The organism is Acinetobacter sp. SwsAc6, assembly GCF_013391565.1.
Classification (GTDB): domain Bacteria; phylum Pseudomonadota; class Gammaproteobacteria; order Pseudomonadales; family Moraxellaceae; genus Acinetobacter; species Acinetobacter cumulans.
Genome location: NZ_JACAXE010000059.1, coordinates 1 through 3633, shown reverse-complemented (window position 1 = coordinate 3633; position 3633 = coordinate 1). Strand labels below are relative to the sequence as shown.

General features: G+C 35.8%; 3 protein-coding genes. All 3 read right to left on the bottom strand.

Annotated elements, in window-relative coordinates:
- Nucleotides 1–112: 112 nt before the first annotated feature.
- Genes HYG93_RS18970 through HYG93_RS18960 form a run of 3 tightly spaced genes read right to left on the bottom strand, consistent with a single transcriptional unit; the run spans nt 113 to nt 3489 of the window.
- Nucleotides 113–565, bottom strand: coding sequence for a hypothetical protein (locus HYG93_RS18970; protein WP_178962783.1), 453 nt, complete (start codon nt 563–565; stop codon nt 113–115).
- A complete protein-coding gene (locus HYG93_RS18965; protein WP_106986647.1) occupies nt 558–1934 on the bottom strand; it encodes a hypothetical protein in 1377 nt (458 codons plus the stop codon). Before HYG93_RS18965 ends, HYG93_RS18970 begins: the two co-directional genes overlap by 8 nt.
- Nucleotides 1918–3489, bottom strand: coding sequence for a hypothetical protein (locus tag HYG93_RS18960; protein WP_178962782.1), 1572 nt, complete (start codon nt 3487–3489; stop codon nt 1918–1920). The genes HYG93_RS18965 and HYG93_RS18960 overlap by 17 nt, the downstream gene beginning before the upstream one ends.
- Nucleotides 3490–3633 lie beyond the last annotated feature (144 nt).

Below are 3633 nucleotides of genomic sequence, written 5' to 3'. Positions count from 1 at the left end.
TTTAAGTTCTTGGCAAATTCTTTGGCTAATGCCAGCATTGCTTCATCTTTCATGGTAAACACCTGTGTTGCCCCTAACAGCGTTGAGGGATAGTCTAAGCGTTTACACAGTTTTATTTACAGTCTCGACGTTCGACCAATATATTTTTGATTTGAACAAAAACATCATCCCCCATGCCTGCTCGATTTAACAATTCAATGGTCTCTGGCATCGCCTGAACACCTAAAATGTCTGAACGTGTTAGACCAACATTCAAATGTTTAATTTTTTGTAGGCTGTAATTATTGTTATTCAGATATTTGCCAATCAATAGCAGTAGAATTTGTGCCTTCATGGCAATGTCGGTTTTATTCTTTTCATCTTCAGTAATATAGACATAATCCCCTGAATGTAAAAACTTGAAACCACTCATTTCATATTGTTTTTTATACACTTCTAGGTTGTCCATAATTTCATTAAATAATGGATTTGCAACTAAAACATCATTATCAATGATTTCGCGATTGATGATTCGACCATTCATTAAAGTATTAAAGATCTGTTCACTTTTTTGTAGACTAACCATGCATCACCTCTTTTTTATGCCATGAAAGCACAGAATATTCTAAATAATACTGTAGATCTTCAACTCGCCCTCTTTGTTGTTGCCCGTGGAAATCACTTCTTAATAAAGGCAATAACATCTCTAAACCAAACAAAATATCTTTGAGGGAATAATCATTTAAATGCTGTTGAAGTTGCTCATGCGTATACAAATAAATATCATCAATTTGGTTCGGTAAAGATAAATTCGCGACTAAATTCATGATCATTTTTTTTCGTGTTTCTTCTAAACGTATAGTTTTGGGTAGCGCTACACGTTCAATAACTTGCGTTTCTTTATAGGGCTTTGAATATAAACGCTCTAAATAATATTCAAATGGAAATAGACTCTTTTCTGGCTCCAAATTGAGTTTTGCTTGATATTTCTTTTTATGGTCAGCAAGTCCTTCGAATACCGTTAAATGTTCAAAAAACTCAGCATCTGGTTTAAGCTTAATATTTTTAGCACCGCCGTGTCGTAGTGGTTCTAAAGCATTCATCAATTCAGAAAAGGCATTTTCAATTGCCAAATAACTTGAGCGATCTTGCCCAATTTGATGTAAATAACGGCTAATATGCTCAGAGATTAATTGAATATCTTTATAGTAGGATGTTATTGCAGTGAGTCGATAACTGAGTTGATATGCCAATTCAATGTCGCATTGCCCTTCAAAAAAATCGATGATTGAAGTGACCGCCTCATGAAAAGACTGCACCGTTAAAATTTGATCGGTTGAAGTAAAATCTAAAAAAGGTTTCACATTGCGTAAAAAGAGTTGGTTGACTTGCGTATATAGATCTTGAATGGTCAATTGGCTTTCGCCCAATTCAAAGAGTCGATATTCTTCCGCAAAACTTTCCAATCGACTTTGTAAAACGGTACAGTTTTCTTGCACCTTACTGTGAATTTCATTCAGTAGTAATTTAAAACTCAGTACATTTTCTTTATAGCTTTGGCTACCGACTTCAGCATGTTGTATATCAAGTGCCACAACCACGGTACGTTTACGCATGTCTTCTAACTGAGCATTCACCAATTGCCGGCTACGCTTCGTGTCTAGAAAACTGAGTAGATCAAGTACGGTTTTATTGAGCACCAATTGTCCTGTTGATGGAAAATCGGCAAAAATATGATTATCGATCAAGGATTCAAGGCTCAGGAGCTGAATGAGATTGGCTTTAGTCGCGTCAAGTTTGGCTTGATTACGAATTTGACGTTCAAAAAAATCAATATATAAGCTCTTAGGAAACTCACCACCCGAATGATGCTCATTGATGTAATCTATAAATCTTAAAAAATAACTCTTTTCATCAATAATGGCTTTAATAATGAGGTCACGATTGAGCTTCATGTGTCCCCCAATGATTTACATGGTGCGGCATAATATTCCACTGGCACTCAGGTTCCATAATGTTCTTGGCGACATTTTGATTAATGTAAATATAGCGCCCCACTTCTGAAACCAAATACGCCGTCAATTCTGGTGTAGCACAGAAGATTGAAAAACCATGCTCTCCGATCTGTTGAATAGTAGACGCCGTATTTTCAGCATCTAAAGCTGATATTTCATCGACAATAATTGGAATGCGCACAGACGTGCCAATCACTTGAATTTCTTTTAAAAGCACAGCCAATACAAAAGAAGTAATTGTCGTAGTCGTTCCACCAGATTGTGATTTAACGACTTCTTGTCCATCAATTTTATAACGATACTGGATGGATTCGATGAGATTGGCCATTTTCAAACGACCTTTGTCTTGATGCTTATTAAAGAAAGCGATTAACGATAAGTAGAATGATTCCTCTGCTAATGTTTCACCCGAAATATTATGTTTTTCTAAGGTGTTTTTTAAAGCATCGAAATCAGAAACGGTGTCTAGTTGTAATCGAATTTCAGTTAAATTGGAAATTTGATGATGATTAATTTTTTGGTTAATCATGGCGACAACACGATGCAGTTGATCTTGTGCCTCATTAATTTCATTCACTTGTGATCGTATTTCTTCGTTATGCCCAAGTACAGCATGTTTAAATTGCTGATGTTCTAAATCTAAATTTGCGAACATATTTTGATAAATTTCAAAACTTTGTTCCAATTCATCGAGTTGAATGTATACACGATTTAAATCGATATCGGCCGTGGGTACTTCATTGGAAAATTGGGTAAATTTGAAGACAAACTGGTTATATTTATCTTTTAATTGTTTAGCCAAATCACTTAAGCCATGCGCTTGTTCAAACAAGTCGTGTACAGCCGTTGAATTGAGTTGTGATTCGTGATGATCGGCTGCTGTTGAAGGTAGCACCGCATACATTTGCGAGGCATGCCCCAAGAAGTCGACTATTTTTTTAAACTTATCATGTTGGTCTGTAAGTTGATCCAAAATCGATTGGCAATTTCCTTGCAGATTGCGTAGATCGTCAAATTGAATTTCGTACGCATTCAACTGCTCTACATATTTTTCTTTTTGTTCATTTAAACTGTTAATTTCTATGGTGAATTCCTTTGCACGCTGCGTATTCGATGCTAAAGCATCCAACAGACGCATATCATTTTCATTTTTTTGAATATCATTGCTGAGCTTTAACTCGTTGGCTTGGTTGAACTCCAGATTGTGTGCATTACGTATTAACTGCTCCAAATATTTAACATCCTGTGCAAGATTTTCAACATCTACATTTAATGCTAAAAACTCATCTTCCAACTGCTGTAATACTTGTTTAGGTTGATACTGTTTGGATGGAATAGCAATCAACTGATTTTTAAATGAGAGTGAAGATGATGTCATTTGAAAAAGTGCAGTGAAAGACTCAACAGTGTGAAGATCTTCCGCGGGTAATGCTTGTCGAATATTCACTAATTTGCTGTTCAAACTATGTAATATTTGTCGACTATGATCAGTCACTTGATTAACCAATAATTCAGAGACTGTAAATAAAACTGTGTAAACGCTTAGACTATCCCTCAACGCTGTTAGGGGCAACACAGGTGTTTACCATGAAAGATGAAGCAATGCTGGCATTAGCCAAAGAATTTGCCAAGAACTTAA

Bases quoted from the DNA above. Each gene is read 5' to 3' on its own strand.
- HYG93_RS18970 (WP_178962783.1), bottom strand. From the start codon at position 565: ATGGTTAGTCTACAAAAAAGTGAACAGATCTTTAATACTTTAATGAAT.
- HYG93_RS18965 (WP_106986647.1), bottom strand. From the start codon at position 1,934: ATGAAGCTCAATCGTGACCTCATTATTAAAGCCATTATTGATGAAAAG.